We start from the raw sequence: 13,633 nt of genomic DNA, 5'->3' as shown, positions 1-13,633 counted from the left end.
ATGAAGAAGCTACTTATCTCGGCAGCCTTGGGAGCAGTACTGGCTGGAGGCTCGGCAATCGGCTCACGCGCGCAGGAGCCGATGAAAATCGTTTTCACACATCATTCGTCGGCGTCAAACCCGTTCTGGCAAGCTGTGAAGAAGGGGTTTGACGACGCCTGCGCCAAGATCCAGGCCAATTGCCAGATGGTCTTCACGCAGACCGAAGGCTCGATCGAGCAACAATCGGCCAACATGCAGGCGGCGCTCGCGGCAAACCCGGACGCGCTGATCACCTCGATCGTCGACAACAATGCCTTCGACCAGATCATCGCCGACGCCCGCGCTGCCGGCGTCACGGTCATCGCATCCAATGTCGACGACACCGAGGGAGCAGCCGGCAATGCCCGCCAGGCTTTCATCGGCCAGGGCTTCATTCCCGCCGGCTACGAACTCGGCAAGAAGATGTCCGAGTTCTTCCCCAAGGAAGGCAAGATCAGGGCCCTCGTCGGCGTCTCCGCGCCCGGTCAGAACTGGTCGGAACAGCGCGCTGCCGGCGTCATGAAGTTCCTTGAGGAATACAAGGCCGCGAATGGCGGACGCGAAGTGGTCATTGAACGGCTCGACACCGGCACAGATGGCGCCGTCGTCGCCGATCGTGTTGGCGCCTATTTGTCTGCCCACCCGGACACCACGGTGTATTTCGACACCGGCCTTTGGCATGCCTACGTCGCCCAGGTACTGATCGATCGCGGCATCGAGCCGGGCAAGGTGCTGATGGGCGGCTTTGATATCGTCTCGGAAGTCCTGCAACAGATGGAAGCGGGTTATATCCAGGTCCAGGTCGACCAGCAGCCCTACATGCAGGGCTTCATGCCGGTGATGGAAGCCTATCTCGCCAAGAACGTCGGTCTGCTGCCGGCAGACATCGACACCGGCAAGGGCATCATCGTCAAGGAAGACGTGCCAAAGCTCAAGGGACTGGCCGCAAAGGGCGTGCGGTAGGCACGAAGCCGGCGTCCTCTCCTCGTTCTTACGGGGAGAGGTCGGCTGGACAAGGGGGAGGGCCAGGCAACACGGTCTTGGGCGTTGGCTCCGTCCCCATCCTCCAGCGGCATCTTCCCCGTCAAGGGCGGTAGAAGACAGACTGCCGCCATCCCCTTTGCCGATGCGATAACCAGCGGAAACGATCCCGAGCCGGAGCGAATGATGAAGCGTTTGATGAAGATTTATCTGGAGAAGCCGGAGCTTGCGGCGGTCGTGTTCCTGCTCCTGCTCCTCATCGTCTTTCAGATTCGCTCGAACGGCGTATTTTTGAACACACAGAACCTTCGCGGAATGCTTGGGCTGCTGCCCGAAATGGGGCTGGTCGCGATCGGCGTGACCCTGCTGATGATATGCGGTGAGTTTGATCTTTCGGTGGGCTCGGTCTTTGCGCTGACCCCGATGACCATGGCGGTGATGCTCGCGGCAGGCGTTCCGTTCGCGCCGGCCTTTGCCGCCGGCCTCGCGATCGCTGCCCTCATCGGCTTCTTCAACGGGTTCATAACGATTCGTTTCGCGATACCAAGCTTCATCACCACGCTTGGTATGCTGTTCATCGCGCGTTCGCTGACGGTGGTAATCTCCGGCGGCTTCCCTCCTGTCATACCAGCTAACGCTCTGCCCAAATGGCTGTTTACGGTCTATGTGGGACCGGGCGACCTCTTTCGCATGTCGTTCTTCTGGTTTCTCGCCGTGGCAATCCTGGTGACCGTGCTCCTGTCGCACACGAATTTCGGCAACTGGGTGCGCGCCACCGGCGGCTTTCTGCCCGCCGCGCAATCGATGGGCATCCCGACGGCCCGGGTGAAGGTCGCCTGCTTCATGATCTGTTCGGTGCTCGCCGGCTTTGCCGGTACCATTCAGGTGATGCGGCTCGGCGCCCCGCTGCCGTCGATCGGCGAGGGGCTGGAGCTGCAGGCCGTGTCGGCTGCCGTCATCGGTGGCGCCTCGTTGGCTGGTGGCATCGGCACCATCTTCGGCGGCATCATCGGGGCTGCCCTTATCCGCGTCATCGACAACGGACTGGTGCTGAGCCAGGTTGACGCCAACTGGTTCAAGATGGCGATCGGCTTTCTGACTATCTTCGCGGTCGTCATGAACGCATGGCTTCGAAAGCGGGGCAGGGCAATGAAGGTGGAGACCTGATCATGGCGGCGCCCATCATCGCGATCAAGGGACTCCAGAAATGGTATTCCGGCGTCCACGCCTTGAAAAACGTTACGCTGGATATCTATCCCGACGAGGCACTGGGCCTCGTCGGCGACAATGGCGCCGGCAAATCGACGCTGATCAACATCCTCTCAGGCACCCAAAAGCCCGATGGCGGCGAGATCAGGATCGAAGGTGAACCGGTCCGCTTCTCTAACCCGCGCGACGCCATGGAACGCGGCATCGAGACGATCTACCAGTACAATTCCATGGTCCCGACCATGACCATCGCCCGCAACGTTTTCATCGGACGCGAGCCGGTGAAGGGTTCGGTTTTCGGTATCGGCATCCTGGACCAGAAGCGCATGCGTGACGAAAGCGTCAAGGCGATCGCCGACGTCGACCTGCATCTGCGGTCGCCCGACGCGCTGGTCGGCGAACTGTCGGGCGGCCAGCGCCAAGGCGTGGCGATCGCCCGGGCCATGCACTTCAAGTCGAAAGTCATGATTCTCGACGAGCCAACCAACCATCTCTCGGTGAAGGAAACGCGAAAGGTGATCGGCTTCGTTCGCGCCCTCAAGGCCCAGAACATCACCAGCGTCTTCATCAGCCACAACATGCATCATGTTTTCGAATGCTGTGACCGGGTCGTGGCGATGGCGCGCGGCGAGATCGTTCTCGACAAGCGGATCGGCGAGACTTCGATCGAGGAAATCCACGAGGTTCTGTGACGCGAAGAAGCGATCACTCGCGGGCCGCTCTGCTGGTAGAGGTCAGTCTGCGCTACGGCTTTTCCGCAAGGATCGCCTCAGCAGTCTTCTCGTCGGTGATCAGCACATCGACGACTCCCAGACGCAACACGGCGCGCAGCACCGGAACCTTGTCGAGGCCGCCGGAGGGCAGGATCACAGTGTCGACGTCGCGCAGATGTTCGGGCGCGAGGCCGATAACGCGACTGTTTAGCGGGTGATCGACGAGTTGTCCGTCGGCGCCGATCCAGTGGCCACAAATATCGCCGACGGCTCCCGCTTCGCGGAGCGATCTGAGATCATCGTCGCCTACCAGTCCGATCCGAAAGATGGTGGCGTCCTTGTGCACCGCGCCCACCGAAACGAAAGCGGCGTCAACGTCGCGGGCATGAGTGAAGGCGTCTTCCAGAATAGACTGGCGCATAAGCAGATCGCGTGTGGCCTCGGTATCCGTGAACACCGGTGCCGCGATGTAGAAGCATTCCGCATCGAAAAGCGCCGCGAGCCGCGAGGCGATTTCATAGATGTTGATCGCCGATCCACGCGTGAGCCCGCCGAGCAGGGAAACGACCGACATCCCTCTGACGGGGCGTACGGTCACTGACCGCAGACTAAGCTGGAGCGTTCGCCCCCATCCCACGCCCACCGATATCCCGTGACGGATTCTAAGAGAGAGGGCTTCGCCGGCGGCGGCCGCGATGACCTGTGGCACCAGGGTAGGATCGGGCGGTGTCGGGACCACGATAGGATCCGAGACACCATAGGCGTCCCGCAGCCGGTGCTCCAACTCGATGCAGTTCGCCACCTTGGAATTGATGCGTATCTGAACGATCCCCCGCTGACGGGCATGCGCCAGCATCCGGTTGACGCGAAGGCGTGTCAGGCCAAGAGACTTGGCGATTTGCGCCTGGGTGAGGTCACCGACATAAGCAAGCCAGGCGGCGCGCACGAGCAGCCCTTCCTCGCGATCGGACGTTACGGAACTCGTTACGGCTTGGCGGCCGTCGCGTTTCTTTCGTGCTGGTTTCTCCATCAGATCATCCTGTCCACTCCGCGGCAGCGGGTCCAGAGCGGCTCGGCGGAGCCATGTGCTCATCGATATGAGGCATCAATCGAGTTCCCCGCTCCGCTAGCCTCGGTGATAGCGGTCGAAGGACAAAACCAGCGGAGCATCATGGCAAATCGCGTCGATGATGGCGCTCGTCAGCGGCAGGCGATCATGGGGAAGTACACCCCGGGCCATCATATTCTTCAAAGTCTGACCAAGGTCCAGCGCCAGTTGCGCCCCCTCGACCGTGTCTGAACTCATATGTTCGCGCTTCGCCACGGAATAAGGCAGGCCGCGGCCAAGCAGGCGTCCCATGCGACCGTTACGGCCCGCCTGGCAGGTCACATAAAGATCGCCGGAGCCGGCCAGCCCCAGCACTGTTTCGATTTTTCCACCCAGAGCTTCGACCAGAATCGCCATCTCGGCGAGGGACTGCGAGAAAAGCGACGAGGCAAGGTTGTGCATGAGCGTACCGTTGGGCGCCTTGCCGTCTCGCTCAAGCAGCCCGACGGGAGCCCCAACGGCGAGTGTATAGAAGTTCTTGAAAGCGGCGCAGATCTCGACGCCAATGAGATCGGATGATGGTCGCGCATGATAGAAAGGCGCGCGCAGGATGCGTGACGCCGCGGCCAGCTGGTCGGGATCGTGCCCAGCCACGATCACGGAGGTATCGCGCTGTGCGGCCAGTTCGCCGGCAATGCAAGGTCCGCCGACGGCCATCACCGAGATCGACAAGCCAGTACGTTGCTCAATCTCGCGGGCAAGCAGATGTGGCAGGATTTCGATACCGTCGTCACTCGCGGCAAGTCCTTTCGTAATCATCAGTATCGTCACGGGCGACTTGATGCTTTCGGCAATGCGGTCGATCGCCCAAGGAACGCCGGCCGAGGAGACGCCGAGTACAAGGAGATCGGCTCCATCGTTCATCGCCGCCCCGAATTCAGTCCAGGAACAGGCGGTTACCGCGCCAGGCAGAGTGATGTTGAGGCGAGGGTGATGACCTGTGTCGGCCACAGAGCCGACGATCTCCTCGTCGAGATGGGTGCCGACAAGAGTGATGCGGTTACCCGCGTGAGCGGCCGGAAGCGTCATCGCAGAGCCCATGACGCCGGCGCCGAGGATAATGATCTTCGCCATTCAGCTTCTTTCCTTGTCCAGCCGCTCGCCGCTGCCTTGGTCGAACAGGTGGATTCGCTCAGGCGCCGGCTCCAGGTGGATCACAGCTCCAGGAGAGAGCTCCATGCGGTCATGCAGCACCGAGCAGATCGCAATGTTGCCCATGGCGGCAAAGATATGGATTTCGGGGCCAGTCGGCTCGACAACCGTAATTCTCGCCGGGATGCCGCGCCCGTCTGCCACAGGTCGAAGATGTTCGGGCCGAATGCCATAGATCACCTTTTGGCCGGGCCGGACCGCAGCCTCTGGCGGAAGCGGGAGGGATAGCTCGTCGGTCCGCACCACCCAGGCGTCGCGCTCGGAAGCCACCTCGCCATGGAACATGTTCATTGCGGGCGAGCCGATGAACGAGGCGACGAAGAGGTTTGCCGGGCGATCGTAGACATCGAGCGGGCGCCCGATCTGCTCGATATGGCCGTCGCGCATGATGACGATGATATCGGCCATTGTCATGGCCTCGATCTGGTCATGCGTGACATACACGGTGGTGGTCCTCAGGCGCTGGTGGAGCTCCTTGATTTCCGTGCGCATTTGCACGCGCAGCTTGGCGTCGAGGTTGGACAGCGGCTCGTCGAACAGGAAGACAGTTGGGTCTCGCACGATAGCGCGACCCATGGCGACGCGTTGCCGCTGGCCGCCCGAAAGCTGGCGGGGATACCGTTCCAGATAAGGGGTCAGATTGAGGATCGATGCCGCCCATCCGACCTTCTGTTTGATTTGTTCGTTGGGGCGTTTCTTCAACTGCATGGAAAACGCCATGTTGTCGAAGACGGTCATATGCGCGTAAAGCGCGTAATTCTGGAAGACCATCGCGATATTGCGGTCTTTGGGATGAAGTGTGTTGACGACCCTGTCTCCTATCGTGATCTCACCGGACGTGATGGGCTCGAGCCCGGCTATCATGCGCAACAGTGTGGACTTGCCGCACCCGGACGGCCCCAACAGAACGACGAACTGGCCATCCTCGATCGAGAGATCGAGTCCATCGATAATCGAGAGGGCGCCATAGTCTTTCTTTATGTTGCTGATGGTGACAGACGCCATAAATTGTTATCCTTCGATTGCCCTTGCCGGTTGGGTTCAACTTTCGCCATGCGAGTCATTGGCGACGGTCGGATGCGGTCTCACCATTCGCTCTCCAGAAACTCCTCCAGCAGCCCTGCATCGGCGGCCAGATTGACAAAGGACCATCGGCCACGGATTTCCCGCGAATAGCGAATGGCGTCGTGCCAAAGCGCGCGCGGCAGGCCTAGTTCTGTGCCGGTGACCGGCCCCCCGGCAGCCTTGAGTGCTGCCTCCATGCGGGCAACCGGCATCGCCATCGGCCGAACCTCCTGGCGCAGTGCCGGCCAGATTTCCGCAAGCCTGCGGTTGAAGATTTCCGTCTGGCGGGCGTCGAGTGCCGTCTTCTTCATCTCGGCAATGCAAAGTGGTCCAAGTTGTGCCCCATAGCGGGCCAGCATCGCCGCCTCGTCGATGGCGGTCGGCTTCACCTGCGGTGGCTCTTTCATGTCCAGCAGCCGCGCTTGCAGACGCGCCATGACCATCGAGGCAACCCCCACCTGCTGACCGTGCGTGGTGCCGGGATGATGGTCTTGCGCGAACATGTCGACCCAATGGGAAATCTGGTGCTCTCCCATGGATCCAGGATGGGAAACGCCGGCAAAGCACACACCCATCGAGCACAGCGTCAAGACGCGCTGGAGATGCCCGACAGCGGTGACGTCATGCCTGGCAAGGCCAGGCGCATGGGCCAGCATCGGTCCCTCATCGCCCGCCTGCAGCAGGTAGGGCACGGCAGAATAGTAGGTGTCGAACAGCCGATGCGAAGCCCACCAATCGATCTGGGCGGTGGGACGACACAGGCTGTCACCGAGCCCAGCGGCGCTGAGCCAGGCGGGCGCTGCGGCCGAAACGCCAAGGTCCAGGAAGATGCCCCGCGGCGCGTGCGAGGGCAGCGAGATCTTGAGCCCTGAAGCCAAGGTCACCGACGCTGTCGAAGCGCCATAGCCATTCATCGAGGCGGCCGTGCCGAAGACGGCATAGGGCCGCTCGTCGAGGAAGGTTGCATGCTTGCAGCTGTCGTTGAGGACGCCAGACCCGACGGCCACGACCCCGTCGGCGTGACGCGTCTTCTCCCTGACCATCTGGATCGTTGCCTCATCGCAGTCGAGGCCGTCAGGCAGCACGATTTCACTGATGTCGGCGATGGCGCGCAGCGCCTTCGCGACGCGCCGGCCCATCACATCGACGGTGTTGACATCGGACACAACAGCGATGCGACGGCCGAGCGCCAGGGGCGCAACGAGATCCGCCTCGCGGCCCTCCGTCGTCTCCAGCAATTCGATCGTCTGGAACGGCAGGACGGCAGCCTCGCCTGTCTCAGGATCTTTCCAGCGTTCCGCGACAACGTCCTCGATCAACGCGTTCCAGTTGGTCGTTTCAGCCATGATTGGTCTCCATGAAGGCCGCGAGTCGCTGGTTCCAGGCTGAAAGCGTTGGCCAAAGATCGGCATGGATCGCAAGAAGTTGGGTGTAGAGCTCGGCCCGTTTCGCGTCCGGTTCGAAGGTTTTGGCCGGCTCGCTGGCCATTGCGGTCGACGCTTCGGCGATGGTGGAAAACCAGCCCACGCCCTTTGCCGCCGCCATCGCCGCGCCAAGCGAGGAGGCTTCCACCGTCGTCGAACGCTTTATGGGACGATCGAGTGCATCCGCCAGAATTTGCATCCACAGGTCGGACTTCGCTCCTCCACCGATGGCTATGAACTGGTCGATGGTCTGGGCGGCAGCCGCAGCGGCCCGCTGACTTGTCGCGGCCTGATGCAGCGCTATGCCTTCCAGCACGGCGCGATAGATGTCGCCGCGGCGGCTGGAGCCGGAAAGCCCAGCAATGACACCACGGGCGGCACTATCCCAGTGCGGATCCATGACGCCCTGCCAGTAGGGCAGGAGCATTATGCCGCCCGCGCCGATCGGGCTGGCAGCGGCTTCGGCTTCGAGCGCCTCCAGGACGTCGCTTGAGCCATGCAGATCGACGCCAAGCATTTCCCGCGCCATCCAGTCGACGAGAAAAGTGCCGGCGCGAAGGCACGTCTCGTAGATATAGCCGTCATCGGCGACCGCCGTCTCGGTGCGGAAGGCCTGGTCGTGGGCGTAGTCCGTGCCGAAGCTGCCGGAGACGACCGCCGTGCCGAGGTTGATGTAAGCGCATCGCGGCTGCAACACACCAGCGCCCGTTCCGGCGCATTGACCGTCGCCGCCGCCGGCGACGATCGGCGTGCCCTCGCGCAGGCCCGTCAGAATGGCCGCTTCCGAAGTCAGTTGGCCCAGAACGGTGCCGGGCCTCGCCAGGTCCGGCATCATGCGCCGGGCGATGCCCGCTGCGGCGAGTATTTCGTTCGACCAGTCCATAGCTCGCATATCGAGTATACCCATCGGGTCGGCGGATGCGGTGGACGTCACCCACCGGCCGCTCAAGCGAAACACCAGATAGCCGTGGACTTCGGCCATTCGCTCCACGCGGGCAAAAATCTCGGGTTGTTCCTCGCGAAACCAGATCATGCGGTAAAGGCAAGGAATGACGTCCAGCGGCTTGCCGGATATTGCGTGGACACGTGCTGCGCCGAAGCTCTCGCCGAAGCGGCGTGCTTTCCCACGGGCGCGCTCATCGAGCCAGAGGGTCGCGGGCCCGACCGCCTGGCCCTCCTCGTCGAAAAGGCCGAAGCTCTCGCGTTGGTTGGCAATCGCAAGGGCGGCAATGCGTGCGGGCGAAACTGTTGCCGCGACAGAACGAAGCGCCGTGACCGTCGAGGCCCACCATTCGGCCGGATCCTGCTCGAAATAGCCCGAACGCGGGTTCGACATTGCAAGCGGCGCACGACCTTCAGCCACGGCCAGACCATTGCGGTCCCAGGCGATCGCCTTGGTTGCCGAGGTCGAGGAATCGATGCCGATGACGAGATCCGGAACCATTGCCGCCACATTGCCAAAGGGCGAGGGCGGTCGAAGCCGCCTTCGCCCAAATCACCGACTACCCGCTAAAGACCGGCATCCTTGACTTTGCCGTCGACAATGCCGGCAATGGCATCCAGGCATGCCTTGGCGTCGCCGCCATAGTCTTGGCCCGTAAGCAATTTGCCGAGTTCAACCGGGATGTCGTTGTTCGACAGATCCGCCCAGATCGGCATGTCCGGCTCCGATCCCATCTGGTTGTCGATAGTGTATTTGATCGCCTCGAAATGGCGTGTCGTTCCGGGCCCGACAACAGCCTTCGCCTTGACCCGAGGATCTGTAAAAGAGGAATTGCGCATCGGCGAGGCGCCGCCGCCGAGCGTCGATACCCGCGCCATCACATCCTTCGAGCAGACCCACTGCATGAACAGCCATGCTGCTTCCTTGTTCTTGGAATATTGCGACAGCGAGATCGTCGAGCCACCTTGGTGGCCGACGGCCGGGATTTCGTTGAAGCCGCAATCGGCGGCGGCGCGGCGGCCAGGAACCTCCTTGGGCGCGGGCAGGGCCTCGAACAGGCCTTTGACCTTGGAATCGTTGGCGTCGAAGCCGGGGAAATCCTCGCCCCAGGTGATTGCCATGGCGGCCTGACCCTGTGTCAACGCCTGTCCCTGACCGTCCCAGGTCCAAGTCGTCGCCGAGGGCGGCGAGTTTTTGACCAGCTCCTGATAGAATTGCAGTCCGGCCACGCCGCGCTCGTCATTGCCGACAAACTTCTTGTCCTTGTTGAAGATCGAACCGCCATGGCCCCACAATGCGAAGGTCCAGTCGCATTCCAGCGAATAGTGGCCGGACTTCGCCTGGCACGCTGTGCCGAAGATGCCGTTGCTTTTTTCTGCCTCTGTGAGCGCCTGCACGGCCTTGAGGTAGGCGTCGAGATCTGTCGGCAGCGCAATATTGTGTTTGTCGAAAAGATCCTTGCGGTACATCAGGATGAAGATCGGAATATCGAATGGAATTCCGCACTGTTTGCCGTTGTACATGGCGATGCCGTCGACCAGCGGCTTGGAGAAATCGTCCCAGTCGAAGTTGGGCATCGCCAGTTCTTTGTTCTGGTCATAATACTCGCGCGGATCGACGACATCCTGTGCAAATGTCGCCATCCAGGACTGGTCGAGATAGTAGACGTCGTAGGTGCCAAGCTGGCCCTGCACGTCTTGCGTGGCCTTGGCGAGAACCTGCTCCAGCGGCACGATCTCGACTTCCACCTCAATGCCGGTTGCCTTGGTGAATTCACCCGCGACAAGCTGGTTGGCCACGATCGTTGGCGGCGTCGCTTCCGAAGTGTAGCGGATTTTGGTGCCGGCATATGGTTTGCCGACATCGGCCAGCCACTTCAGCATATCGGCGTCCTGGGCACGGGCTTCTTCAACCCCGAGCCCCAGCATCCCCCGATTGGTGCGGCCGCCACCTAGCATGGCCGATCCGAAGGCGGAAAAGCCGACACCAGCGAGCGCCATCTTCCTCATGAAGTCGCGTTTGGTTATTCGGCGCGCCGTAAAGTCATTGCAGGTATCGGTGACGAATGTCTTCTTGTCGTGTTCACTGAAGCTCATGATCGTTCCTCCGTTGCGGTTTTGTCGTCGTTGTTCTCGTCTGCGCCTCACTCCTTCAGAGATCCGAGGGTGAGGCCGCGGACCAGATGCCGTTGAACCAGCAGGATAAAGATGAAGCTGGGTATGATCGCGGACGTGCCGAGCGCTGTGATGTAGCCCCACTCGGTCGCGGTCGAGGTGACAAAGGTCGAGATCTTCACCGGCACAGTGCGGATCGACGTTGTCAGGAACAGTGAGAGCAGGAACTCGGTCCACGAAAAGATGAAACACAGCACGGCCGTCGCAGCGATGCCGCCCTTGACCATGGGAAGGACCACGCGTCGGAACGTCTGCCAGCGCGTCGCGCCGTCAATCAGCGCCGCTTCATCAACCTCGCGCGGAACATCGTCGAAGAACGACTTCAAAAGCAAAACCGCCAGCGGCAGGTTGATCAAACTGTGAACAAGGATGAGCCCCGTATAGGTATCGCGCAAGCCGAGATCCCGGAACATGAAAACGATCGGAATGACGATCGCGATTGGCGGCATGAAGCGCTGCGAGAGAATCCAGAACAGGAAGGACTGCTGTCCACTGAACTGCATTCGTGACAGGCAATAGGCGGCCAGAGTGGCCAGCAGCAGCGTCAGCGCCGTCGATCCAACGGCTATGATGGCGCTGTCGAGCAACGACTGGCGGGAATCGTAGGAGCTGGCGCCACCCTTGATCACCCCGGCCGCCTCGCCGCCCTGTTCCATGCCGATGTCGACGCGCGAAACGCCAAGCAACGTCACACGGTAATTGTCCGGCGTCGGCGTGAAATCGACGTAGACCGGTCCGCTGCGGTCGAAGATCGCCGAATAGGGTTTGATGGACGACAGCGCCCACCACGCGATCGGGAACATGAAGATCGCCACCACAAGGACGGCGAGCACGTCACGGGCGATGGTTTGGGCGCGCGACGACTCCATCAGAACCTCACCTTGAACAGCCTGACGAACAGGTTCGACACGACGATCAAGACGACGAGCACGATCAGCGACAGGGTCGCGGCGTAGGGAAAGTCTCCGGTGAAATAGATACGGCCAGCGTAGAATGAAAGCGTCTCGGTGGCCGTGCCAGGCCCGCCGGCGGTGATGATGTAGACGTAGTCGTAGATGCGAAAGAGATCGACGCCGCGGATCAGCACCGCGACCGCTATCACCTTGCGCAGCATCGGCAATGTGAGCCGCAAGAACGTCTGGATGCCGCTGGCGCCGTCGATCGCCGCGGCTTCGAAAGGTTCCTTCGGCAGCGCCCTGAGCCCTGCCAGGATGATGAGCACCATGAACGGCGTCCATTGCCATATGTCTGCCAGCAGGATCGCCGCCAATGCGGTTCCGGGCTGCGTCAGGATCGGCTGCGCCGGCGAGATCAGGTCGACGGCATAGAGGTAGAACGACAGGACGCCGAAAGAGCCGTCCTGCATCAGCAGGAACATCATTCCGGTCACCGCAGGCGGCACCACCAGCGGCAGTGTCATCAGCGCCCGCAGCACCCCGTAACCTTTGCGATCGGTGTCAAGCAGAAGCGCGATGAGGATGCCGAGCGCAAGCTGAACTGCAAGCGCGACGAAGGTGTAGATCAGCGTGGTTTCCAGCGAATACCACATACGCGCATCCGAGAAGGCGCGCGTCCACTGGTGCAGCCCGGCAAAGTCGAGCTGCCGGGAAACGACATTGCGTTTGTGAAACGACAGCCAGACCGAATAGGCGAGGGGATAGATGCCGAAAACGAGAAGCATCACCGTGATCGGCGCGAGCCAGGGGAAAGGATGCTCGGCCGTCATGAACCGGGGTAGCGCCCACCTGGAGGTCGGCCGCGTGAGGGCTGCGCTGCTCACGCGCAAGTCTCCGCTCGGTGACCGAGATGCATCGGCCTTCTCCCTATCGGCCAGATTGTGCCAACTTGAACTTTTGTAAGTTTGTTGTGCCTTTTGTTAAGAACGTGTCGGACGACCGCCAATTTGTCAAGTGTCGGTTCCATCAGCGCTCAAGGGATTTGCTCGTGGTCCCCGAGGATGCGGTCATGGCCGGGCATGGAGTTGTTTTTGAAGGGAACGCGGCAGTAAATGCCGTGTAGCAGCATCGAAAGCGCTCAGGGCCGCCGCCAACTTTGGCAGCCCAAGGAAAGCTACAAAACGTATCGAGGAGATCGGGAGGACAGCCCGGGGCTTTTGGAAGTCCCTCCAGGCCCATCATTGTCGTTATTTATCAATGGTTTAGCGCTATATTTTGGCTCAGCTAGCCAAGTCATAGCTGGCGAACCTTCGAGTAACGCATTGATATTGTTGATTTATGGTGGGCTTCCGAGGACCGCCGGTCGATTTGCTGCGCAAATGGGAGACATAAACGGAATCGAACGCGCGTTTCAGTTGAGGAGAAGCTGATCTTCCTACGGGTTGCCGCTATCGTCGGTACATGCGCAACGTTGCGTCGGGGCGATCAGTGGCTCCAGTCGCATGAAGCCAGCCAGCAGCGCAAACAATGCGGTCAATCAAATCGCACCAAAATCATCTGTACATACATCGGCTACTCGGGTTTCTCCTCAAGCTTTTCATTTCCGAAAGAATTGTCTCCCAGGTGCGGCTCGATATCCGAAGCTTGGCGATTCTATCCCGCATCCTTATCACGTCCGCACCCTCAGCGCCTGCTCCAGCCTGTCGGCAATCTGGGTGACGATATAGGCAATCACCATGTAGATCACGACGGCAATCACGAAGGCTTCTAGGTAGTAGTAGTTCAGCGCGGCGGTCAATTGGGACTGGGCGAAGATATCGACAACCTCGATGGCGAACCCGAGGGAAAGCGCCTTCATGATGACCATCATCGAGGTTGTCAGGTCGGGAATTGCGGTGAGGGCCACCTGGGGAAATAGGATCCGTCGGAACAGTTGGCCGCTTGTAT

12 protein-coding genes are annotated in these 13,633 nt (G+C 61.0%); 3 read left to right on the top strand and 9 right to left on the bottom strand.

Annotated features, from left to right (window positions below; genetic code table 11):
- The 3 genes from NKH89_RS33275 to NKH89_RS33265 all read left to right on the top strand — a co-directional run bounded on the left by NKH89_RS33275 (position 1) and on the right by NKH89_RS33265 (position 2,903).
- Entirely contained in the window at positions 1–984 is a 984-nt protein-coding gene (locus NKH89_RS33275) for a sugar ABC transporter substrate-binding protein (protein ID WP_352848460.1), read from the top strand.
- A 204-nt stretch (positions 985–1,188) separates the two neighbouring features.
- A complete protein-coding gene (locus NKH89_RS33270; RefSeq protein ID WP_031194994.1) occupies positions 1,189–2,169 on the top strand; it encodes an ABC transporter permease in 981 nt (326 codons plus the stop codon).
- A 2-nt stretch (positions 2,170–2,171) separates the two neighbouring features.
- On the top strand, positions 2,172–2,903 hold the full coding sequence (locus tag NKH89_RS33265; RefSeq protein ID WP_352911512.1) for an ATP-binding cassette domain-containing protein: 732 nt from the start codon (positions 2,172–2,174) through the stop codon (positions 2,901–2,903).
- 52 nt (positions 2,904–2,955) lie between these two features.
- Here the strand turns inward: NKH89_RS33265 and NKH89_RS33260 are convergent, their stop codons facing one another.
- The 9 genes from NKH89_RS33260 to NKH89_RS33220 form a co-directional block, all read right to left on the bottom strand.
- A complete protein-coding gene (locus NKH89_RS33260) occupies positions 2,956–3,954 on the bottom strand; it encodes a sugar-binding transcriptional regulator (RefSeq protein ID WP_352911509.1) in 999 nt (332 codons plus the stop codon).
- A 96-nt stretch (positions 3,955–4,050) separates the two neighbouring features.
- Entirely contained in the window at positions 4,051–5,106 is a 1,056-nt protein-coding gene (locus NKH89_RS33255; protein WP_352911506.1) for a hypothetical protein, read from the bottom strand.
- Positions 5,107–6,189, bottom strand: coding sequence for an ABC transporter ATP-binding protein (locus NKH89_RS33250; RefSeq protein WP_352911503.1), 1,083 nt, complete (start codon positions 6,187–6,189; stop codon positions 5,107–5,109).
- Between the two features lie 80 nt (positions 6,190–6,269).
- Positions 6,270–7,595 (bottom strand): iron-containing alcohol dehydrogenase, encoded by a 1,326-nt coding sequence (locus tag NKH89_RS33245; RefSeq protein WP_352484289.1) that lies wholly within the window; start codon positions 7,593–7,595, stop codon positions 6,270–6,272.
- The gene (locus NKH89_RS33240) at positions 7,588–9,117 is read right to left on the bottom strand and encodes a xylulokinase (protein ID WP_352548607.1); all 1,530 of its coding nucleotides are present in this window, start codon (positions 9,115–9,117) and stop codon (positions 7,588–7,590) included. Before NKH89_RS33240 ends, NKH89_RS33245 begins: the two co-directional genes overlap by 8 nt.
- Positions 9,118–9,182: 65 nt before the next feature.
- Positions 9,183–10,712 carry an ABC transporter substrate-binding protein gene (locus tag NKH89_RS33235; RefSeq protein WP_352548605.1) on the bottom strand — a complete coding sequence of 510 codons (1,530 nt, stop codon included), beginning with the start codon at positions 10,710–10,712 and terminating at the stop codon, positions 9,183–9,185.
- Between the two features lie 47 nt (positions 10,713–10,759).
- Positions 10,760–11,659 carry a carbohydrate ABC transporter permease gene (locus NKH89_RS33230; RefSeq protein WP_352548604.1) on the bottom strand — a complete coding sequence of 300 codons (900 nt, stop codon included), beginning with the start codon at positions 11,657–11,659 and terminating at the stop codon, positions 10,760–10,762.
- Positions 11,659–12,570, bottom strand: a complete 912-nt coding sequence (locus tag NKH89_RS33225; protein ID WP_352590931.1) for a carbohydrate ABC transporter permease — start codon at positions 12,568–12,570, stop codon at positions 11,659–11,661. Before NKH89_RS33225 ends, NKH89_RS33230 begins: the two co-directional genes overlap by 1 nt.
- A gap of 785 nt (positions 12,571–13,355) precedes the next feature.
- A partial coding sequence (locus tag NKH89_RS33220) for an ABC transporter permease family protein (protein WP_502896977.1) occupies positions 13,356–13,633 on the bottom strand: 278 nt, incomplete at its 5' end.

Origin of the sequence: Mesorhizobium sp. M0923, from assembly GCF_040319365.1 — a bacterium.
Taxonomy (GTDB): domain Bacteria; phylum Pseudomonadota; class Alphaproteobacteria; order Rhizobiales; family Rhizobiaceae; genus Mesorhizobium.
The sequence above is the reverse complement of the archived record's forward strand: the minus strand, read 5'-3'. Positions and strand labels throughout refer to the sequence as shown.